17 protein-coding genes are annotated in these 19,457 nt (G+C 68.0%); 6 read left to right on the forward strand and 11 right to left on the reverse strand.

Annotated elements, in window-relative coordinates; genetic code table 11:
• Positions 1 to 20: 20 nt before the first annotated feature.
• Together QWJ38_RS13350 and QWJ38_RS13355 are read left to right on the forward strand one after the other, a co-directional pair.
• Positions 21 to 998: a Bug family tripartite tricarboxylate transporter substrate binding protein gene (locus QWJ38_RS13350; RefSeq protein WP_290359573.1), complete on the forward strand. Its 978-nt coding sequence runs from the start codon at positions 21 to 23 to the stop codon at positions 996 to 998.
• 41 nt (positions 999 to 1,039) lie between these two features.
• Positions 1,040 to 2,134 carry an MBL fold metallo-hydrolase gene (locus tag QWJ38_RS13355; protein WP_290359574.1) on the forward strand — a complete coding sequence of 365 codons (1,095 nt, stop codon included), beginning with the start codon at positions 1,040 to 1,042 and terminating at the stop codon, positions 2,132 to 2,134.
• Here QWJ38_RS13355 and QWJ38_RS13360 read toward each other — a convergent pair.
• Entirely contained in the window at positions 2,112 to 2,543 is a 432-nt protein-coding gene (locus QWJ38_RS13360; protein WP_290359575.1) for a MarR family winged helix-turn-helix transcriptional regulator, read from the reverse strand. The two genes, QWJ38_RS13355 and QWJ38_RS13360, sit on opposite strands and share 23 nt — an antisense overlap.
• A gap of 59 nt (positions 2,544 to 2,602) precedes the next feature.
• Between QWJ38_RS13360 and QWJ38_RS13365 the strand changes: the two genes are divergently transcribed.
• Positions 2,603 to 4,030: an MATE family efflux transporter gene (locus QWJ38_RS13365; protein ID WP_290359576.1), complete on the forward strand. Its 1,428-nt coding sequence runs from the start codon at positions 2,603 to 2,605 to the stop codon at positions 4,028 to 4,030.
• Between the two features lie 28 nt (positions 4,031 to 4,058).
• Here QWJ38_RS13365 and QWJ38_RS13370 read toward each other — a convergent pair whose 3' ends face one another.
• Positions 4,059 to 4,811: a molybdate ABC transporter substrate-binding protein gene (locus tag QWJ38_RS13370; RefSeq protein ID WP_290359577.1), complete on the reverse strand. Its 753-nt coding sequence runs from the start codon at positions 4,809 to 4,811 to the stop codon at positions 4,059 to 4,061.
• A gap of 99 nt (positions 4,812 to 4,910) precedes the next feature.
• Here QWJ38_RS13370 and QWJ38_RS13375 point away from each other — a divergent pair, with 99 nt between their 5' ends.
• Together QWJ38_RS13375 and QWJ38_RS13380 are read left to right on the forward strand one after the other, a co-directional pair.
• Positions 4,911 to 5,777 (forward strand): fumarylacetoacetate hydrolase family protein, encoded by an 867-nt coding sequence (locus tag QWJ38_RS13375; RefSeq protein WP_290359578.1) that lies wholly within the window; start codon positions 4,911 to 4,913, stop codon positions 5,775 to 5,777.
• Positions 5,778 to 5,791: 14 nt separating this feature from the next.
• Positions 5,792 to 6,766 carry a tripartite tricarboxylate transporter substrate binding protein gene (locus tag QWJ38_RS13380; protein ID WP_290359579.1) on the forward strand — a complete coding sequence of 325 codons (975 nt, stop codon included), beginning with the start codon at positions 5,792 to 5,794 and terminating at the stop codon, positions 6,764 to 6,766.
• Positions 6,767 to 6,778: 12 nt separating this feature from the next.
• On the opposite strand, the gene kdgR is transcribed toward QWJ38_RS13380, so the two are convergent.
• The 9 genes from kdgR to kduI form a co-directional block, all read right to left on the reverse strand.
• Positions 6,779 to 7,597 (reverse strand): DNA-binding transcriptional regulator KdgR, encoded by an 819-nt coding sequence (gene kdgR / locus QWJ38_RS13385; RefSeq protein ID WP_290359580.1) that lies wholly within the window; start codon positions 7,595 to 7,597, stop codon positions 6,779 to 6,781.
• A 64-nt stretch (positions 7,598 to 7,661) separates the two neighbouring features.
• Positions 7,662 to 8,783 (reverse strand): pectinesterase family protein, encoded by a 1,122-nt coding sequence (locus QWJ38_RS13390; protein ID WP_290359581.1) that lies wholly within the window; start codon positions 8,781 to 8,783, stop codon positions 7,662 to 7,664.
• A complete protein-coding gene (locus tag QWJ38_RS13395; protein WP_290359582.1) occupies positions 8,783 to 9,940 on the reverse strand; it encodes an oligogalacturonate lyase family protein in 1,158 nt (385 codons plus the stop codon). The genes QWJ38_RS13390 and QWJ38_RS13395 overlap by 1 nt, the downstream gene beginning before the upstream one ends.
• A gap of 1 nt (position 9,941) precedes the next feature.
• Complete coding sequence (locus QWJ38_RS13400) at positions 9,942 to 11,237, reverse strand: ABC transporter substrate-binding protein (RefSeq protein WP_290359583.1); 1,296 nt, start codon at positions 11,235 to 11,237, stop codon at positions 9,942 to 9,944.
• Positions 11,234 to 12,358 (reverse strand): ABC transporter ATP-binding protein, encoded by a 1,125-nt coding sequence (locus QWJ38_RS13405; RefSeq protein ID WP_290359584.1) that lies wholly within the window; start codon positions 12,356 to 12,358, stop codon positions 11,234 to 11,236. Before QWJ38_RS13405 ends, QWJ38_RS13400 begins: the two co-directional genes overlap by 4 nt.
• Before the next feature lie 5 nt (positions 12,359 to 12,363).
• On the reverse strand, positions 12,364 to 13,224 hold the full coding sequence (locus QWJ38_RS13410) for a carbohydrate ABC transporter permease (protein WP_290359585.1): 861 nt from the start codon (positions 13,222 to 13,224) through the stop codon (positions 12,364 to 12,366).
• A complete protein-coding gene (locus QWJ38_RS13415; protein WP_290359586.1) occupies positions 13,221 to 14,102 on the reverse strand; it encodes a carbohydrate ABC transporter permease in 882 nt (293 codons plus the stop codon). Before QWJ38_RS13415 ends, QWJ38_RS13410 begins: the two co-directional genes overlap by 4 nt.
• Positions 14,103 to 14,178: 76 nt before the next feature.
• Positions 14,179 to 14,940 (reverse strand): 2-dehydro-3-deoxy-D-gluconate 5-dehydrogenase KduD, encoded by a 762-nt coding sequence (kduD, locus tag QWJ38_RS13420; protein ID WP_290359587.1) that lies wholly within the window; start codon positions 14,938 to 14,940, stop codon positions 14,179 to 14,181.
• Positions 14,941 to 15,078: 138 nt separating this feature from the next.
• On the reverse strand, positions 15,079 to 15,915 hold the full coding sequence (gene kduI / locus QWJ38_RS13425) for a 5-dehydro-4-deoxy-D-glucuronate isomerase (RefSeq protein ID WP_290359588.1): 837 nt from the start codon (positions 15,913 to 15,915) through the stop codon (positions 15,079 to 15,081).
• A 555-nt stretch (positions 15,916 to 16,470) separates the two neighbouring features.
• Here kduI and QWJ38_RS13430 point away from each other — a divergent pair.
• The gene (locus tag QWJ38_RS13430) at positions 16,471 to 19,449 is read left to right on the forward strand and encodes a TonB-dependent receptor (protein WP_290359589.1); all 2,979 of its coding nucleotides are present in this window, start codon (positions 16,471 to 16,473) and stop codon (positions 19,447 to 19,449) included.
• Positions 19,450 to 19,457: the final 8 nt, after the last annotated feature.

Genomic DNA, 19,457 nt, shown 5'->3' on the forward strand with positions numbered 1-19,457 from the left:
GGACAACGAGGAGACCGACGATGAAAAGACGCACCCTTGTTCAGGCCGGCGGCGTGCTGGCGATCGCGCCGGGCCTCGCGCTCGCCCAGCCGAACTGGCCGAGCGGGCCGGTGCGCATCATCGTCGGCTTCCCGCCCGGCGGCGGCACCGACGCGCTGGCCCGCGTGCTGGCGCAGAAGCTGTCGGCGATGTGGAGCCAGCAGGTGATCGTCGAGACCAAGGCTGGCGTCGCCGGCGTGCTGGCGGCCGAGTACACGGCCCAGCAGCCCAGCGACGGCAGCACCTTGCTGATGGCCCATATCAACAGCCATGCGCTGGCGCCCAGCCTGCAGGCCAACAAGCTGCGCTACAACATCGACCGCGACTTCACGCCCATCGTGCTGGTCGGCGTGACGCCCAATCTGCTGATCACCAACCCGGCCAATCCGGCGCGCACGGTCAAGGAGGTGATCGCCCAGTGCAAGGCCGAGCCGGGCAAGCTCAGCTTCGGTTCGGCCGGCCTCGGCTCGGCGCAACACCTGGCCCTGGAGATGTTCAAGCAGCAGGCCCAGGTCGATGCGCTGCACGTGCCCTACAAGGGCAGCGCGCCGGCGCTGACCGATCTGATGGGCGGCCAGATCAACTATGTGTTCGAGACCATGACGGCGGCCACGCCGCATGTGAAGAGCGGCCGCGTCGTCGCGATCGCGCAGACGCGCACCAAGCGCGCCAAGGGCCATCCGAACGTGCCGACGATGGAGGAAGCGGGCTTCCCCGGCTTCGAGGCGACCACCTGGTACGGTCTGGTCGGCCCCGGCAAGCTGCCGACGCCGATCGCGCAGAAGATCAACCGCGACGTCAACACCATCCTCGCCATGCCCGATGTGCAGGAGAAGCTGGACACCTATGGCGCCGAGGACGGCGGCGGCTCGCCGGAGAAGTTCAAGCAGTTCATCGACAGCGAGATCGTCAAATGGGCCAAGGTCGTCAAGGACGGCAAGGTGTCGGTCGAGACCTGAGCGCCTGATGAGGCGGGCCGGCCGCGCTATGCTGGCCGGCCATGAGCGACCGCAGCGATAGCAGCAAGAGCGACGCGCCGCCGCGCCATCACGGCGCCGACGGCGTGTTCCAGAACAACTACCAGCGCTTCGAGGCCAAGGGCCTGGCCGAGCTGCTGCGCTGGCGGCTGGAGGCGCGCCGCGAAGGCCGGCCGCGGCCGCCGCTGGCGCCGATCCCGCAATGCGCGCCCGAGCTGGACTTCATCGCCGCCAACAGCGGCGGCGCGCAGACGCCGGCCGTCACCTGGATCGGTCATGCGACGGCGCTGGCCCAGCTGGGCGGGCTGAACCTGCTGACCGACCCGATCTTCTCCGAGCGTGCCTCGCCGCTGGGCTTCGTCGGCCCGAAGCGCCAGCAGCCGCCGGGGCTGACGCTGGCGCAGCTGCCGTCCATCGATCTGGTGCTGGTCTCGCACAACCATTATGACCATCTGGACGAGGCCTCGGTGCGGGCGCTGGCGCGCCAGGGCGGCCGCGGCGGCGAGGGGCCGCTGTTCGTCGTGCCGCTGGGCCTTGCGGCCTGGTTCCAGCGCTGCGGCATCGCGCGGGTGGTCGAGCTGGACTGGTGGCAGGGCCACCGCATGCAGAGCTCGGCCGGCGAGATCGAGCTGGTGCTGGTGCCGGCCCAGCACTGGTCCGGGCGCGGACTCGGCGACCGCATGAAGACCTTGTGGGGCGGCTTCGCGCTGTTCGCGCCGGACTGCCATCTCTTCTATGCCGGCGACACCGGCTACTCGCGCGACTTCGCCGATATGCGCCAGCGCTTCGCCGGCCGCCAGAGCGAACCCCAGGGCGGCGGCTTTGATATCGCGCTGCTGCCGATCGGCGCCTACGAGCCGCGCTGGTTCATGCGCACCCAGCATGTCAATGTCGAGGAGGCGATCAGGATCCACCGCGACCTCGGCGCCAAGCGTTCGCTGGGCCTGCACTGGGGCACCTTCGCGCTCAGCGACGAGGCGCTGGACGAGCCGCCGCGCGAACTGGCGCGGCAGCGCGCGGCGCAAGACCTGGCCCAGGACGAGTTCTTCACCCTGGCGATCGGCGAAACGCGGCGGCTGCCGCCGCGCAAGCCGATCAGCCCGGATCGAGCCGGCTGACCTCGGCCAGCAGCTCGCGCAGCTGCGCCGCCCGCTCCGCCCCGAAGGCGGCCTCGAAGCCCTGCTGCGCCTTGGCCCAGAGCGGCCGTGCGCGCGCCAGGCGCTCCAGGCCCGCGGCACTCAGCCGCAGCCGCTTGCCGCGCCGGTCCTCGGCATCGGGCTCGACGAGGATCAGCCCGTCGCGCTCCAGCGGCAGGATGTTGCGGCCCAGGGTCGTGCGGTCCAGGCCCAGCTCGCTGGCCAGCGCCTGGATGCCGATGGGTCCCAGCCGCTTCAGGCTGGCCAGCAGGGAGAACTGCGTCGCGCGCAGGCCGCTGGGCGCCAGGAACTGGTCGTAGAACTGGTTCAGCCGCCGCCCGGCCTCGCGCAGCGCGCGGTTGTTGCAGACGGGGGTTTCGATGCCGGCCATGCAGACAAGTGTAGTTGCGCCTATTATTGCGTGCATATACACGCATCTGGAGCCCGCGCATGTCCTCAGCCGCCACCGCCGCCCCGAGCTCCGCCGCCACGCTCGACCCGCGCACCCGGCTGCTGCTCGAAGGACCGATCGCTGCGACGCTCTTGCGCCTGGCAGCACCGAACGTGCTGGTGATGGGCGCGCAGGCCGGCGTCGGCCTGATCGAGACCTTCTTCATCGGCAAGCTGGGCACCGAGGCGCTGGCCGGCATGGCCCTGGTGTTCCCGGTCGTGATGCTGATGCAGATGATGTCGGCCGGCGCCTTCGGCGGCGGCATGGCCTCGGCGGTCGCGCGTGCACTGGGCGCGCGCCGCCAGCGCGATGCCGATGCGCTGGTCTTCCACGCGCTGGCGATCGCCGCCGTGCTGGGCCTGGCCTTCATGGCCGCGGCCCTGCTGGGCGGGCGCTGGCTTTATGCGCGGCTGGGCGGCAGCGGCGCGGCGCTGGAGGCGGCGCTGCAGTACTCGGACTGGGTCTTCGCCGGCGCGCTGCTGGTCTGGATCTTCAATGCGCTGGCCGCGCTGATCCGCGGCAGCGGCAATATGAATCTGCCGGCCGCGGTCACCGTGATCGGCAGCCTGGCCCTGGTGCCGCTGTCGCCGCTGCTGATCTTCGGCTGGGGGCCGCTGCCGGGTCTGGGCATCGCCGGCGGCGCGCTGGCGCTGCTGCTCTACTACGCGGCCGGCACGGTCGCGCTGGGCCTGCATATGCTGTCGGGCCGCAGCCTTTTGAAGCCGCGCTGGCGCGAGCTGCAGTGGCGCTTGCCGCTGTTCGCCGACATCCTGCGCGTCGGCGTCGTCGGCGCGATCTCCACCCTGGCGACCAATCTGGCGATCGCGATCAGCACCGCCCTGGTGGCCGGCTTCGGCGCCGCCGCGATCGCCGGTTATGGCACGGCCTCGCGGCTCGAGTACCTGCTGGTGCCGCTGGTGTTCGGCTTCGGCGCGCCGCTGGTGTCCATGGTCGGCACCTGCGTCGGCGCCGGCCAGCGCGAACGGGCGCTGCGCGTCGCCTGGATAGGCGCCGGCCTGTCGGCCGCGCTGACCGAGGCGATCGGCCTCGCCGCCGCGCTGTTCCCGCGCGCCTGGCTGTCGCTGTTCGACAGCGACCCGGCGATGCTGGACGCCGGCACGCGCTATCTGCAGATCGTCGGGCCGGTCTACGGCTTTTTCGGCCTGGCGTTGAGCCTGTATTTCGCCTCGCAGGGGGCCGGCCGCCTGCTCTGGCCCATCATCGGCAACCTGGCGCGGCTGCTGGTCGCGGCGCTGGGCGGCTGGCTGGCGCTGCGCGCCGGCTGGGGCCTGGCCGCCGTGTTCGCCGCCCAGGCGCTGGCGCTGATCGTCTACGGCCTGGTCAATGCCATCGCGATCGCGCGCGGTGCCTGGTTCGGCCCGCTCGGGACGGCGCGCGCCGCCGCCGCTCCGCGCCCGGCGCCTTAATGGCCCGGCGGCCCGGCGGCCCGGCGGCTCAGCGGGCGGCGCCGGCCAGATGGAACAGCGGCTCGCCGAGCCGCTGCGCCGGCACGAAGCCGGCCGCCTCGCGCGCCTCGCCGCCTGCAGCGCCGCACAGCAGCGCGATGAAGCGATCGGCCAGCGCCGGGTCGTCGCTGCGCACCGTCACCGCGGCGGCCAGGCTGGTCGTCAGCGCGAACTCGGGGGGCAGCGGGCCGACCTCGACCACGCCGTCCGTCTGGCGGATCTCGCTGAGCAGCGCGCAGCCCAGCGCGCGCGGCGCCGTCGAGCCGGCCAGCGCACGCAGGGCCGCGCTGCCGTCGGGCTGCGGCCGGCAGCGCGGCGCCAGTTCCTCGGCTAGGTGCAGCATCTGCAGCAGAACAGCGAAATGGCTGCCGCCCAGATCGCGCACCGGGTCGGCGAAATGCAGCTCGCCGGCCCCCAGCAGCGCCGAGCGCAGCTCGGCCGCCGAGCCGATCGCCGGCGCCGGATCGCCCTCGCGCGCGGCGATGCACAGCTGCAGCAGGCCCAGCGAGGACTGGCCGTCGATCAGCAGCTCGCCGGCCTCGGTCAGGGTGGCGATGGAGGCCGGCGTGGCGACCAGCACATCGCAGCGCTCGCCGGCCAGCAACTGCCGGCGCAGGCCGTCGATCGGCCCGAAGCGCGCGTCCAGATGCTCGTCACCCTGGGCCTCGAAACGCGGCCGCAGGCGGTTCACCAGGCCCTCGGCCGCGCTGGTACAGAACAGATGAAGCTTTAAGGCATGCATGGCATCGACTCTGCGGGTTTGCAGCAAGCGGTGTGCCCCGGCACACCGGCCGGCCGCTTGCTACGATGGTCCGGGCCACCAACACCGGAGGAGACTAGCTTGCGAATCGCCTGCTTTCAATCGATGGGCCAGCGCCGCGTCGGCCTGGTATCGGCCGACGGGCTGCAGATCGCCCCGCTGGCGCTGCCGGCCGAGGACGCGCGCGGCGGCGCGCTGGCGCTGATCGAGCGCCTGTCCGCCGGCGAGCCGCTGCCGGCCGCCGAGCCCGCGCAGCCGCTGGCCGGCCTGCGGCTGGAGGCACCGCTGCCGCGGCCACGCCGCAATGTGTTCTGCGTCGGCCGCAACTACCAGGCCCATGCGCAGGAGCTGTCGGGCTCGATCTTCAAGAACGCGCCGCCCGCCGGCATGGACTGGCCGATCGTCTTCAGCAAGGTGCCCGAGACCGTCGTCGCCGATGGTGCCGAGGTCGCGCTGCCGACCGAGGTATCGACCCAGATCGACTACGAGGCCGAGCTGGCCGTCGTCATCGGCCGCGGCGGCAAGAACATCGCCCGCGAGCAGGCGATGGGCCATGTGTTCGGCTACACCATCGTCAACGACGTGACCGCCCGCGATGTGCAGACCCGGCACCAGCAATGGCATCTGGGCAAGTCCTTCGACGGCTTCTGCCCGATGGGGCCCTGGATCGTCACGGCCGACGAGCTCGACGGCCGCGACACGCGCCTGCGCTGCTGGGTCAACGAGGAGCTGCGCCAGGACGCGCGCACGACCGATCTGATCTTCGACATCCCGGCTTTGATCGCGACGATCTCGCGCGGCATCACGCTCTATCCGGGCGATGTGATCGCCACCGGCACGCCGGCCGGCGTCGGCATGGGTCTGGTGCCGCCGCAATACCTGAAGCCGGACGATGTCGTGCGCATCGAGATCGACGGCATAGGCACGCTGAGCAATCGCTTCGTCTGAGGGAGGAACCCGCCATGATCCAACGTCGCAGCGTCTGTGCGCTGGCCGCGCTGGGCCTCGGCACCGGCGCCTGGGCCCAGGGTCCGCATTATCCGGAGCGGCCGATCACGATGATCGTGCCCTTCCCGCCCGGCGGCGTCGCCGACACGGTGGCGCGGCCGCTGGCCGAGGCGCTGACGCAGGAGCTGAAGCAGGCCGTCATCGTCGAGAACAAGGCCGGCGCCGGCGGCGCCCTGGGCATAGGCACGGCGGCGCGCAGCGCGGCCGACGGCTACACCGTGCTGCTGAGCCTGTCCTCGATCTCCATCCTGCCCGAGGCCGATCTGGTGCTGGGCCGCAAGCCCAGCTACCAGACCAGCCAGTTCAAGCCGATCGCGCGCTTCACCGCCGACCCGACGGTGCTGGTCGTGCGCGCCGAGGCGCCGTGGAAGACCCTGGCCGAGTTCGTCGCCGATGCGCAGCAGCACCCGGGCGCCTACAACTACGGCAGCTCCGGCAATTACGGCACCATGCATGTGCCGATGGAGATGCTGAAGTCCGCGGCCGGCTTCCGCATGGTCCACATCCCGTACACCGGCGCCGGGCCGGCGATCACCGCGCTCCTGGGTGGCCAGGTCGATGCGCTGGCCAGCGGGCCGGCCTCGGTGGCCCAGCACATCCGCGCCGGCAAGCTGCGCGCGCTCGCGCATTGGGGCACGGCGCCGCTCGCGGCCCTGCCCGAGCTCCCGAGCCTGAAGCAGCTGGGCTACCCGGGCGTCGAGTTCGCGCAATGGTCGGCGCTGTTCGTGCCGGCCGGCACGCCGGACGAGATCGTGCAGCGCCTGCGCGCGGCGGCGCGCAAGGTGGCGGCCGAGCCGCAGCTGCAGCAGCAGATGCTGAAGGCCGGCAGCCCGATCGCCTACCAGGACGCGCCGGAGTTCCAGAGCTACTGGAGCGCCGACGCCGCCGCGATGACGACGGCGGTGCGGCGGATCGGCAAGCTCGAATGAGCTGAACGGCGCTCAGCGCGTCGGCGCGGCGACCTCGTCCAGCGGGAAGCGCGTGCAGCCCAGCCGCGCCGAGATGTCGCGGCTGGCCCGGGTCAGCATCTCGACGATCTCGGGCGCCTTGGCCTCGTCGTAGCGGAAGCTGGGGAAGGACACGCTCATGCCGGCGATCGGCTGGCTCAGGCGGTCGAAGATCGGAATGCCCAGGCAGCGGATGTGATCGTCGAACTCCTCGCGGTCCTCGCCGAAACCCTGCGCCTTGACCCGCTCGAGTTCGTTCAGGAAGGCGCCGCGCTCGACGATGGTCTTCTCGCGGAAACGCTCGAAATCGGCGCCGGCCAGGATGCGGTCGCGCCGCTCCGGATGCTCCCAGGCCATCAGCACCTTGCCGATCGCCGTGCAGTGCAGCGGCGCGCGGCGGCCGATCTTCGAATACATGCCCAAGGTGTGGCGCGAGTCGATCTTGTGGACGTAGATGATCTCGCTGTCGATCAGCGTGCCCAGGTGCACCGTCTCGCCGGTCTTGTCGGCCAGCATCTGCATATGGTGCTTGGCCAGGTCGACCAGATCGGGGTATTGCAGCGCCTTGGTGCCCAGCTCGAACACGCGCATCGTCAGCCCGTAGCGCTCGCTGTCGGCCTCCTGGCGCACATAGCCCAGGGTCTTCATCGACTGCAGAAAACGGTAGGCGGTGGCCTTGGGCATGCCCAGGCGCATCGACAGCTCGGAGATCCCTGTCTCATTGCGCTCGGACAGCGCCTGCAGGATGGCAAAGACCTTCAGTACCGCGGCAACCGACTCCGGCTGCTTGGCATCGTATGAATCATCGTCCATGCGTTTTGGTTTCTCTGAACAAGTGTTTCGATTTTGCATTGTCCACCGATTTGGACGGGCTTGCTCAATCGGTTTTTTCCGCCGCTGCGCCCGGCTCGGCGGGATCGAGCGGGCCGTTGCGGTATTCGGTCAGCCGGTTCCCGGCGGCGCTGAAGGGGCGGCGCGAGGTCGATGCCGCCCAGGGCCCCAGATGCGGACCGAGCCGGCTGTCGCGGATCAAGGCCTGGCCATTCGGCGAGCGGCCGGCGTCCCACTGGCCCTTGGGCACGCCCTGGTCCCAGGCACGGCCCAGCGAGATCGCGCCGGCCGGCACGCCCGGCTCGGCGATCAATCGGCTGCCGGTGATCAGAAAACCGAGACGCTGCGTGGGCGCGGTGCTGGGCGCCAGCACATGGCCGTCCTGGCCCGGCTGGCGGCGGCCGGCGCGGCTCAGGATCGTCGACTCGGCGATCACCAGCGTGGCATTGCCGAAGATGAAATCGACGTCGCCGGCGATCAGGCTGGCGCGCACGAAGACGCGGCCCGTGCCGCGCGCGTAGAAGGTGTCCTGGTGGCCCAGAAGCCGCACGTTCTCCAGCTGGATGCGGTCGCCCTCGGTCAGCAGCGCGACCGCCTGCGCGCCGCCCGTCTCGCCGGCGCCGGGCGGATAGCCGAGGCCGGTACGCACCCGCTCCAGCGCATCGTTGGCGATGCTCAGATTGGCCAGCACGATGTCATTGCCGAACAGCGCGACGCTGGCGCTGCCGGCGGTGCCGACGCTGCCGGCCGGCGCGCTGCCGGCCACACAGGGATTCGCGCCCTGCGGCTCGGCGTTGTAGTGGCCCTCGACGATGAGCACGGCGGCCGCATCGCGACCGGCGCCCCAGAGGCTGACCGGCGCCTTGTCGCGCAGGCAGATCTGCTCGCGGTAAATGCCCGGTTCGATGCGGATGTAATGCCGCCGGCCGCTGGCCGGCACGGCGGCCAGCGCCGCCTGCAAGCTGCGGTGCGTGCCGCTGCCGTCGGCCGCGACGACGAAATCGGCGCGCCAGGCGCTGGTGTCCAACGGCGCAGGCGTCCAGTCGCCGAGATAGTCGGCCACCGTCTGCCGCGCCGCCTCCGCGTCGCTGAGTTGCGGGCGCTGCTGCGCCTGGGAGGGCAGCGTCACCGCCCAGGCCAGCGCGAGAGCCGCCGCCGCCAATCTCATCAGAGATCAGCCAGATAGAGCGCCGGCTCGCCCGGCTTTTCCTTGTCGCAGCTGAACAGCACCTGCTTCTGGTCGGGCGTGAAGCTCGGATGCGGGTGCGTGACCTGGCGGCTGTCCTTGTAGACGCCCCAGCCGCTGTCGTGCCGCGCGATCGGTCGCGTCGTGCCGGTCTTCAGATCGAACAGGTGCAGATAGGGATCGCCGCTCAGCATCTCGTTGCTGGCCGATGAATCGCCGGTGGCGGGGCCGCAGCCGTCGCCGACGATCAAGCTGCCGTCGTGGTTGCTCATCAGGTGCGAGCATTGCGGCATCGCGGTCAGCAGCTTGTTTTCCAGCGTCACCGGGTCCAGGCTGTAGATCCAGCGCTCGGGCGAGGAATGCTTGTAGCTAACGTAGATCATCGCGCTGCCGTCCGGCACCCAGAACTCGTGCGTGCAGCTCTCGCCCTCGCCGTGCTCCTTGCCGCAGCGGCGGTTCCTGCCGTCTTCGTCGATGAACCACATGCGAGCATCGATCAGGTCGTGCGGGCCCTCGTGGCAATAGGCGACCGTGTTATCGTCGAAGGGCCGGTACTGCGGATGGCCCAGCCAGCCGCGCTGCTCGAGGATGATGTTCCGTTGTCCGGTCGCCAGATCGACGCTGAACAGCCGGCAGCGCGGCTTCCGGTGGAACATCTCGTTGAACTTCTGCCAGGTGTTCAGCGGAAACCAGTCGTCGGCATGGATCTCGATGCCGACCATCTTGGTGCAGGCGCTGTTGCTGACCCAGGTGCCGTAGCCGACCCAGCCCTGCGGCACCGTGTAGACGACCTCCTCCTTCAGCGTCGCCAGTTCCAGCCGGACCAGATTGCGCTCGGCGCGGACGAAGTAGAGGTACTGGTCGTCCGGCGACAGGAAGCCGCCGAAGGTGTTCTCGCCGGCCTGGTCGGTCAGCTGCGTGGCGATCTGCGATTGCAGATCGAGCAGCTGGTAGTTCCAGTTCTTGCCGGGGCCGAACTCGCCGGCGAACAGCAGCTTGGCTCCGTCGTTGGTAAAGCACTTCTGGTAGAAGTAGTTGCGATGGCAGGTCACGTCCAGCGGCGTCAGCCGCGTCACACGGGCGCCGGTGTCGGGGTCCTGCGTGCTGACGAAGTTCAGCTGGCGTTCGGTGTGCTTCATCTTATTTGATCCGTTTCAGGAGGGCGTTGCCTTCGTTGACAAGGCGCTGGGCCGCCGCCTCGTCCGTGGTCTTGCCATAGGCCACCGTCTCGAACACCTCGCGCATGAACTTGTTCATACGCGCATGCTCGAACAGCGGCGAGGGCAGCTCGATATTGCCGGCCCGCTTCTGCGTCTTGATCTGCTGGTAGGCGGCCAGCTCCAGCGCCGGGATCTTCTTCGCGTCCAGCAGGATCTGGAACTGCGCGTCGGCCGAGGGCAGGCCGCGCGTGCGGCCCAGCACTTGCGCGGCCTCGGGGTCGGTCAAGAGGAAGTTGATGAAGCGCGCGGCCAGCTCAGGCTTCTTGCTGTTGCGGCCGACGGCGAACATCACCGTCGGGCGGCCGAACATGCCACTGTTCCTGGCCCCGGGCAGGGTCGGGAAGTCGCCCAGCGCCAGCTTCTGATCCTTGTTCAAGGTGCTGCCGCGCAGGGCGACGACCGAGTCCCAGGTGTAGTTGCCGGCCCAGTTGCCGACGACCCAGTCCTGCTGCTGCTCGGTCGGCTTCTCGGCCCCGCCCAAGGAGGCGCGCAGCGGCAGCGGCGTCGCGACATGGTTGACGATCAGCTTGCGGTAGGTCTGCACCCATTCGAGCGCCGCGGCCGGGCTCATCGCGACCCTGGCCTCCTTCGGGTCGACATAGGCGGTGCCGTACTTCTGCTGCACATAGGCCTGCGACAAGAGGATCATGTCGTAGAGCTCGCCGTCCAGCGGATAGGCGTGCTCGCCGAGCTTGCTCTTGAAGACAGGGCCGGCGGCGAACAGCTCGTCCCAGGTCCTGGGCAGCGGCAGGCCGATGCGGTCAAAGGCGGCCTTGTTCCACAGCAGCACGCGGGCGCTGTAGGAGACCGGCAGCGCATTGAGCTTGCCGCCGACCCGGCCCATGTCCAGGTCCTCGGCGCTGAACTGGCGCAGATCGAGCACCCGCTCGTACTGCTGCAGATCGACGAAGCCGTTGCCGCGCTTGCTGAACATGGCCATCCAGGCCCAGTTGATCTGCATCACGTCGGGCTCGGAGCCGCCGGCGATCTGCGTCGTCAGCCGCTCCAGATAGCCGTTGAAGCCCATGTACTCGGCCTTGACCTTCAGGCCCGGGTTGCGCTTCTCGAACAGCGCGATCGCCTTGAGGGTCGCCTCGTGGCGGGCGGCGCCGCCCCACCAGGCAAAGCGCAAGACCGTCTTCGGATCCTCGGCCTGCGAGCCGCCGCAGCCGGCCAGTGCCAGTGCGAGCAAGGCGGCAACACTGCGTCGCTTCATAGCAGGTTCAGCCCCGTCTCGGCATCGAACAGATGGGCCTGGCCCAGCTGCAGATGGAAGTCGTGCTGCGCGCCGCGCGCCTTCTCGGCCAGGCCGTTCAGCTGGTCGGACGGCACGCGCGCCGTCATCGGCACCTCGCCGATATCGAGATGGACGAAGACCTCGCTGCCCATATGCTCGATGAAGCGCAGGGTGGCCGGCACGGCGACGCTGTCGCCCTGGGCGCGCGGCGCGGCCGAGATGTGCTCGGGCCGCAGGCCGAACCTGACGGCGCCGGCGCGGCCGCGCACCTTGGCGGCCTTGGCGGCCGGCAGGGGCAAGACCTGGCCGCCGAGCACGACGGCCAGGCCCTCGCCCTGGGCCTGCAGCCGCGCCTCGCGGATATTCATCTCGGGCGAGCCGATGAAGCTCGCCACAAAGGCATTGGCCGGGCGGTCGTAGAGATTCGTCGGCGTGTCGACCTGCTGGATCACGCCCTCCTTCAAGACGCAGATGCGCTCGCCCATCGTCATCGCCTCCACCTGGTCGTGGGTCACGTAGATGGTGGTGGCCGGCTGGCCCGACTCGCGCAAGGTGCGGTGCAGCTCGGTCAGGCGCACGCGCATGCTGGCGCGCAGCTTGGCGTCCAGGTTCGAGAGCGGCTCGTCGAAGAGGAAGACATCGGGCTTCTTGACGATCGCGCGGCCGACCGCCACGCGCTGCGCCTGGCCGCCCGAGAGCTGCTTCGGATAGCGGTCCAGCAGATGCTCCATCTCCAAGAGCTGGGCCGCATGGCGCACGCGCTGGTCGACCTCGGACTTCTTCTGGCCGGCCAGCTTGAGGCCGAAGGCGAGGTTGTCGTAGACCTTCATATGCGGGTAGAGCGCATAGTTCTGGAACACCATCGCGATGCCGCGCTGCTTGGGCGCCAGCTCGTTGACCAGCTTGTCGCCGATGCGCAGCTCGCCGCCGCTGATGCTTTCCAGGCCGGCGATCATGCGCAAGAGCGTGCTCTTCGCGCAGCCCGAGGGGCCGACGAAGACCATGAACTCGCCGTCGCGGATGTCAAGGTCGACGCCGTGCACGGCCTTGAAGCCGTTCGGATAGACCTTCTCGATTTTCTTCAGGCTCAGCTGGGCCACGATGTTTATCCTTTGATGCCGCTGGAGGCGGCGCCTTCGATGAAGTGCTTCTGCGCCGCGAAGAAGACCGCGACCGAGGGAATCAGTGCGACGACCGAGATCGCGATGACATTGGCCCAGTCGACCTCCTCGGTCGCGCCGATGCTCATCTTCAGCGCCAGCGAGACCGGGTACTTCTCGACCGAGGCCAGATAGATCAGCGGCCCCATGAAGTCGTTCATGGTCCAGATGAACTGGAACACGATCACCGAGATGATGGCGGGCTTGAGCATCGGCACGATGATGTGCCAGAGCAGCTGCCAGGCATTGCAGCCATCGATCTGCGCCGCCTCTTCCATGTCGCGCGGAATGCCGCGCAGGAACTGCACTAGCATGAAGACGAAGAAGGTGTCGGTGGCAAAGGCGCTGGGCACGATCAGCGGCAGATAGGAATCCAGCCAGCCGAGCTCGCGGAACATCAGGTACTGCGGCAGGCGCAGCACGATCAGCGGCAGCATCATCGTGCCGACCATGATGGAGAACAGCAGCTTCTTGCCGTGGAACTCGAAGCGCGCGAAGGCATAGGCGACCAGCACGCAGGAGATCACGGTCACGATGATGCGCGGCACCGTGATCATGAAGCTGTTCAGGAAGTAGGTCGCGAAGGTGTACTCGGTGCTGGTCTTCCAGCCCTTGGCATAGGCGCCGAAGTCGAAGCGGCTGGGCCAGAAGCCCGCCTCGGTGAAGATCTCGGCATTGCTCTTGAAGGAGGCGCCGACCAGCCACAAGAGCGGGTACAGCATCACCAGGGCCACGGCGCCCAGGGCCAGATAACGCAGCCAGGGCGTCTTCTGGTCGCCGCGCAGGGATTCGATGGCGCCGCTCATTTGTTCTTCTCTCCGCTGTAGAACACCCAGTACTTGCTGCTCCAGAAGGAGATGCCCGCCAGCGCCGCCACCAGGGCGAACAAGACCCAGCTCAGCGCCGCGCCATAGCCGAGGTTGAAGAAGCGGAAGCTCTGGTCGTAGATGTAGAGGGCCAGCACATAGGTCGAGGAGAGCGGCCCGCCCTCGGTAATGGCATAGGGGCCGTTGAACTCCTGGAAGGCGTGGACCATCTGCATGATCATGTTGAAGAAGATCACCGGCGTGATCAGCGGCACGGTGATCTTCCAGAACTGCTGCCACTTGCTGGCGCCGTCGACCTCGGCCGCCTCGTACAGGGACACCGAGACGTTCTGCAGCGCGGCCAGGAAGATCACACAAGCCGAGCCGAACTGCCAGGTGAACAGCAGCACGATGGTCCACAACGAGTAATGCTCGTCGGCCAGCCAGGCGATCGGCTCGAAGCCCAGCTTGATCAGGATCAGATTGACCAGGCCGTTCTTCGAGAAGATGAAGCGCCACAGCACGGCCGTCGCGATCGAGCCGCCGAGGATGGACGGCAGGTAGAAGGCCGAGCGGAAGAAGTTGATGCCGCGCAGCTTGAAGTTCAGGACATGGGCGATGAACAGCGCGAAGCCCACGCGCAGCGGCACGGCCAGCACCGCGAACAGCAGGGTCACGCCCAGCGACTTGCGGAACAGCGGGTCGTTGGCGATCAGCTCCTGGTAGTTCTCCAGCCCGACGAACTGCGGCGGGTCGATCAGGTCGTACTGCGTAAAGCTCAGCGCCAGGCTGGCGACGAAGGGAAAGAGCTTGAACAGCAGCACGCCCAGCACGAAGGGCAGGACGAACAGAAAGCCTAGTTTTTTGTTCTCGTACATCTCACCGTGTCTCCGGCGGTGGTCGCCGCCCGGCATTCTGGCGTGCCGGATCGACTGTTTTGACTCGAAGCCTGGGTCAGCGCGCCAGCCAGCCGCCATCGACGGCGACGGTGTAGCCGTTGACGTAATCGGAGGCGGCCGAGGCCAGGAACACGACCGGGCCGGCCAGATCGTCCGGCGTGCCCCAGCGGCCGGCCGGGATGCGCTCGAGGATGGAGGCGTTGCGCCCCTCGTCGGCGCGCAGCGCGGCCGTGTTGTTGGTCGCCATATAGCCGGGCGCGATCGCGTTGACGTTGATCTTCTGCGCCGCCCATTCATTGGCCATCAGCCGGGTGATGCCCATCACGCCGCTCTTGCTGGCGGTGTAGGAGGGCACGCGCACGCCGCCCTGGAAGCTCAGCATCGAGGCGACGTTGATGATCTTGCCGCCGCTGCCCTGGGCGATGAACTGACGCGCGACCGCCTGCGAGAAGAAGAACACCGTCTTCAGGTTCAGGTCGATCACATCGTCCCAGTCCTTCTCGCTGAACTTGATCGCATCCTCGCGGCGGATGATGCCGGCGTTGTTGACCAGGATGTCGATGCGGCCGCTCAAGGCCTTCGCCTCGTTGACCAGACCCTCGAGACAGCTGATGTCGGACAGATTGGCGCGCAGGTCGAGGAAGCGCCGGCCCAGCGCCTCGATCTGCTCGCGCGTCTCGTCCGGCTCGGAGACGTTGACGCCGACGATGTCCGCACCGGCCTGCGCCAGCGCGCGGGCCATGCCCTGGCCGAGGCCGGTGTTGCAGCCGGTGACGATGGCGACCTTGCCGGTCAGCTGGAAGCTGTCGAGGATCATTTTTTCCTGACTTTCGATGAATTCGTGAGAGGGAGCCCGCCGTCTGGTGGCGGGCCGGCCGATGCTGCGGCGCGCGACCCGGCCGTCAGGGCCGCGCAGCGAATCGCAAGGGGATCAGTAGGTAAAAAAGGTCTGCGCTCAGCGCAGCGCCGTCATAGGAATGTGGTCCATGTCCTTGAAGACCTGGTTCTCGCCGACCATGCCCCAGATGAAGGTATAGGCCTGGGTGCCGACACCCGAGTGCAGCGACCAGCTGGGGCTGATCACCGCCTGCTCGTTGCGCACGACCAGATGACGGGTTTCGGTCGGCTCGCCCATCATGTGGAAGACGACCGCGCTCTCGCTCATGTCGAAATAGCAATAGACCTCCATGCGCCGGTCGTGCGTATGGCAGGGCATCGTGTTCCAAAGGCTGCCCGGTTCCAGCTGGGTCATGCCCATCAAGAGCTGGCAGGTCGGCAGCACGTCCGGCACGATGAACTTGTGGATCGTGCGGCGGTTGCTGGTCTCGGCCGAACCCAGGGTCTCGGGCGAGGCCTCGGCCAGCGTGATCTTGCGGTGCGGATAGGCGCGGTGGGCCGGCGCGCTGTTGAAGTAGAGCTTGGCCGGCGTGGCCTGATCGACGCTCCTGAACTCCAGCATGCGGGCGCCCTGGCCGATGTACAGCGCCTCGCGCGGGCCGATCACGAAGCTCTCTTCGTCGACCTTGACCCGCGCCGCGCCGCCGATATTGATCAGACCCAGCTCGCGGCGTTGCAGAAAGAAATCGGTGCCGGTGTGCCTGCCCAGCTCCGGCGCGAAGCTCACCGGCTGGCACACCGGCATGATGCCGCCGACGATGATGCGGTCGATCTGGCTATAGGTCAGCGTGACCTGCTCCGGCTCGAACAGCTTCTCGACCAGGAAGTGGCGGCGCAGCCCTTCGGTGTCGAGGGTCCTGGCGTGTTCGCTGTGGACGGGTTGTCGGATTTCCATGGCCTTCTTCCTTCGGTCGTACCGCCGCCGGCGGGCGTTTCCGGCGTCTTCTGCAGGGCTTGTCGGCGTTTTCGGACGCCGATTTCGTGTAAGCCTAACGCAGCTTGGGACTTTCCCGGAATTCTGGTTTCTATTTAGTGAACCGTTGTTTCAATTTTTTTTCTGGGCGCTATAGTAGCTCCGAACCGATGGCCAAAAAAGCCCTTTGCTGTCGTGGGGCGACCCGGGGCAGCAAACCGAAGCAGAAGGAGCCGCAAAGCATGGATACCGACTTCTCCAACGACGGCAGGCCGCGGCCCGATACGGGCGACGGCCTGGAGCAGGGCTGCACCCGGCTCAAGCAGTTTTCCCCGCGCCGCGAGGACTACCTCTAGGCACAAGCCGTGGCGGTCGCACTGCAGCGACCGGCACTTCCTTGCGGCGCCCTTCGCGCGCCCTCCGAGTGACAAAAGTGGCCAGGCCTCGTGCCTGGGTTGGCGGTGATTGAGTCAGTCCCGCGCCCGGTCGCACCGAGCTCAAGCCACCGCCTTTTCGAAAATTTACGGAGACAGAACAATGACATTCCGCGCAAGGCTGGCTCAGCCAAGACTTTCCACCTCGGCGATCACCTTGGCCGTGCTGTCCGCGATTGGCGCCACTCACGCCCAGGCGCAGACAGCGCCGGCCGCCGCCAAGCCGGCCGCCGACAAGACGCTGGAAACCGTCGTCGTCACCGGCTTCCGCTCCTCGCTGGAGAGCGCGCTGGCCGCCAAGCGCGACGACAGCGGCTTCGTCGACGTCATCAAGGCCGAGGACATCGCCAAGTTCCCTGACACCAATCTGGCCGAGTCGCTGCAACGCATCCCGGGCGTCGTGATCGACCGTGACGCCGGCGAGGGCCGCTCGATCACCGTGCGCGGCCTGGGCCAGGACTTCACCCGCGTGCGCATCAACGGCGTCGAAGCGCTGGCCACCACCGGCGGCACCGACAGCTCCGGCGGCGCCAACCGCAGCCGCGGCATGGACTTCAACGTCTTCGCCTCCGAGCTGTTCAGCTCGATCACCGTACGCAAGAGCTCGCAGGCCGATGTCGACGAGGGTTCGCTGGGCGCAACCGTCGATCTGCAGACCTCGCGCCCGTTCGACTTCAAGGACTTCGTCGCCACCGTCTCGGCCAAGGGCCGCTACAACGACCTGTCGGGCAGCACCGATCCGCGCCTGGCCTTCCTGGTCTCCAGTACCTTCGCGGACCGCAAGGTCGGCGTGCTGCTTTCGGGCGCCTATTCGAAGCGCTCGCTGTTCGAGGAAGGCTTCTCGACCGTGCGCTGGGACAACGGACCTTCGTCGGCCGGCTGGTGCCCGCCGCAGGGCGCGACCATCGCCCCGGGGACGACGCTGCCGTCCGGCTCCACCGCCACCACCTGCGGTCCGGCCGCCCAGGGCGTGCCCCGCCTGCCGAACACGCCGGCCAATATCGCGGCCTACAACGAGGCCAGCAAGGCCGAGAACTTCCATCCGCGCCTGCCGCGCTATGGCCGCCTGACCCATGACCAGGACCGCCTGGGCCTGACCGGCTCGGTCCAGCTGAAGCCGGCCGACTCGACGCTGCTGACCTTCGACATGCTGTACGCCAAGCTGAAGGCGACGCGCCAGGAGGACTTCCTGGAGGCGATCTCGTTCAGCCGCAATCTCAGCCAGGGCGGCAAGCAACAGACCAGCGTGCTGGAGACCAGCTATGCGCCCAATGGCGCGCTGCTCTACGGCAAGTACAACGGCGTCGACATCCGCGCCGAGTCGCGCTTCGACGAGCTGTCGACGACCTTCACCCAGCCGACCTTGACGCTGGAGCATGAGTTCTCCGACACGCTGCGCCTGGGCGCCAAGTTCGGCAGCGCGACGTCCAAGTTCCGCAATCCGGTGCAGACGACGACGACCCTGGACGCCATCAACGTCAACGGTTATTCGATCGACTTCCGCCAAAGCGATCGCCTGCCGACGATCACCTACCCCTTCGATCCGACCCAGGTCGGCGGCGCGCTGACCCTGGTGCCGGTGCCCCAGGTCACCTCGGGCACGCAGCCGGCCACCGTCGCCAACACGACGACCAGCGAGATCCGCATCCGTCCGCAGGGCGCGACCAACCAGACCAATGTCGGCAACGTCAACCTGGCCTGGGACGTGATGCCGAACCAGCTGACCTTGCAGGCCGGCATCGATTACAAGCAGTTCCTGTTCGACACCTACGAGTTCCGCCGCGTCAACCAGAACGACACGATCTTCGCGCCGCCGGGCAATATGCCGATCGCCAATCTGACGACGATGCTGACCGGCTTCGGCAAGAACCTGAGCCTGCCGGCGGGCACGCCGACCTCCTGGGTCATCCCCGACCTGAACGCGATCGCGGCCGCCTACGACATCTACTGCAACTGCCTGAAGAGCGGCCCGGCCGGCGGCCCCGGCGACTTCACGCTCTCCTCGATCACCAACGGCAATGCCCGCGGCAACAACCGCTCGGTGACCGAAACCGACACCGGCGGCTTCCTGATGGCCGACTTCACCGGCAACGTCGGCGGCATCAAGATCCGCGGCAATCTGGGCACCCGCTATGTGAAGACCGAGGCCGTCTCGACCGGCTACCAGGCCACGGCCGGCGGCACCCAGGTCACCGTCGCCAACACCTATGACGACTGGCTGCCCTCGCTGAACGTCGCCGCGAACCTGACCAGCGAGCTGATCGCACGCTTCGGCGCGGCCAAGGTGATGGCGCGTCCGCAGCTGGGCAATCTGAGCCCGGGCGGTTCGATCGCGACGACCGGCACGCTGTCGATCACGACCGGCAACCCCTTCCTGAAGCCCTTCCGCGCCAAGACCTATGACGGCGGTCTGGAGTGGTACTTCGGCAAGGGCGCCTTCCTCGGCGTGGGCTTGTTCCAGAAGGACATCGACACCTATATCCAGAGCCTGCGCACCAATGTGCCCTATAAGGAGACGGGCCTGCCGATGTCGCTGCTGCCGCCGAACTTCACCGGCGACGAGGTCTTCCAGGTCACGACCCCGGTCAACACCCCTGGGGGCAAGCTGAGCGGCTACGAGCTGAACTACCAGCAGCCCTTCACCTTCCTGCCGAGCTGGGGCAAGAACTTCGGCACGCTCCTGAACTACACCTATGTGAAGTCCAAGATCGAGTACCTGGTCTCGCCGACCGCCGCGACGACGATCACCGACGACTTGATCAACCTGAGCCCGAAGTCCTGGAACGCCACCTTCTACTATGACGACGGCCGTTTCAGCGCACGGGTCTCCGGCACCAAGCGCTCGTCTTATCTGCAACGCGTGCCCGGCCAGAACAACAACGACGTCGAGGGCAAGAACGGCACCTTCAACGTCGACATGTCGGTGTCCTACAAGATCAACGACAAGTTCGAGGTGTCGTTCGAGGGCGTGAACCTGACCGACGAGGCCAATGACCAGTTCATCAGCCGCGCCCGCAACAGCGCGGTGGTCTACAACGTCACCGGCCGCGAGTTCCTGGTGGGCCTGCGCTACCGTTATTGAGGGTCCGG

Origin of the sequence: Roseateles violae (genome assembly GCF_030410485.1) — a bacterium.
GTDB classification, from domain to species: Bacteria; Pseudomonadota; Gammaproteobacteria; order Burkholderiales; family Burkholderiaceae_C; genus Roseateles_D; species Roseateles_D violae.

Coding starts and splice junctions, on each gene's coding strand:
- QWJ38_RS13360 (WP_290359575.1), bottom strand. CDS start 2,543: ATGGCCGGCATCGAAACCCCCGTCTGCAACAACCGCGCGCTGCGCGAG.
- QWJ38_RS13380 (WP_290359579.1), top strand. CDS start 5,792: ATGATCCAACGTCGCAGCGTCTGTGCGCTGGCCGCGCTGGGCCTCGGC.
- QWJ38_RS13430 (WP_290359589.1), top strand. CDS start 16,471: ATGACATTCCGCGCAAGGCTGGCTCAGCCAAGACTTTCCACCTCGGCG.
- QWJ38_RS13365 (WP_290359576.1), top strand. CDS start 2,603: ATGTCCTCAGCCGCCACCGCCGCCCCGAGCTCCGCCGCCACGCTCGAC.
- QWJ38_RS13400 (WP_290359583.1), bottom strand. CDS start 11,237: ATGAAGCGACGCAGTGTTGCCGCCTTGCTCGCACTGGCACTGGCCGGC.
- QWJ38_RS13395 (WP_290359582.1), bottom strand. CDS start 9,940: ATGAAGCACACCGAACGCCAGCTGAACTTCGTCAGCACGCAGGACCCC.
- QWJ38_RS13350 (WP_290359573.1), top strand. CDS start 21: ATGAAAAGACGCACCCTTGTTCAGGCCGGCGGCGTGCTGGCGATCGCG.
- QWJ38_RS13390 (WP_290359581.1), bottom strand. CDS start 8,783: ATGAGATTGGCGGCGGCGGCTCTCGCGCTGGCCTGGGCGGTGACGCTG.
- kdgR (WP_290359580.1), bottom strand. CDS start 7,597: ATGGACGATGATTCATACGATGCCAAGCAGCCGGAGTCGGTTGCCGCG.
- QWJ38_RS13355 (WP_290359574.1), top strand. CDS start 1,040: ATGAGCGACCGCAGCGATAGCAGCAAGAGCGACGCGCCGCCGCGCCAT.
- kduI (WP_290359588.1), bottom strand. CDS start 15,915: ATGGAAATCCGACAACCCGTCCACAGCGAACACGCCAGGACCCTCGAC.
- kduD (WP_290359587.1), bottom strand. CDS start 14,940: ATGATCCTCGACAGCTTCCAGCTGACCGGCAAGGTCGCCATCGTCACC.
- QWJ38_RS13410 (WP_290359585.1), bottom strand. CDS start 13,224: ATGAGCGGCGCCATCGAATCCCTGCGCGGCGACCAGAAGACGCCCTGG.
- QWJ38_RS13415 (WP_290359586.1), bottom strand. CDS start 14,102: ATGTACGAGAACAAAAAACTAGGCTTTCTGTTCGTCCTGCCCTTCGTG.
- QWJ38_RS13370 (WP_290359577.1), bottom strand. CDS start 4,811: ATGCATGCCTTAAAGCTTCATCTGTTCTGTACCAGCGCGGCCGAGGGC.